Origin of the sequence: Pseudoalteromonas sp. MER144-MNA-CIBAN-0113 (assembly GCF_040308965.1) — a bacterium.
In the GTDB taxonomy this organism is placed as follows: Bacteria; Pseudomonadota; Gammaproteobacteria; order Enterobacterales; family Alteromonadaceae; genus Pseudoalteromonas; species Pseudoalteromonas tetraodonis.
The window spans coordinates 1-261 of sequence record NZ_JBEOOG010000421.1 but is presented as its reverse complement, the minus strand read 5'-3'; the positions used below and the strand labels follow the sequence as shown (position 1 = coordinate 261).

The 261-nt window shown below is 40.2% G+C and carries 1 pseudogene; it reads left to right on the top strand.

The window, feature by feature from the left end:
- Positions 1 to 261: pseudogene (locus AAEY57_RS20320) on the top strand (beta-ketoacyl-ACP synthase); the annotation flags it as partial.

The following is a 261-nucleotide window of genomic DNA, read 5'->3' as shown; positions in this document are numbered from 1 at the left end:
CGTTAATGCTCATGGTACATCAACAGATAAAGGTGATATTGCCGAGTCTCACGCAACGTTTAAAGCATTGGGCAGCAAACCTATTAGCTCGTTAAAAAGTTATTTGGGGCATACATTAGGTGCTTGTGGTGCAATAGAAGCATGGGCAAGCATTAATATGATGGCAGATAACTGGTTTGCACCAACAATTAATTTAGATAACGTTGATGACGAATGTGCTCAGCTTGATTACATAAGGCATCAAGGGCGTGAGATTAATAC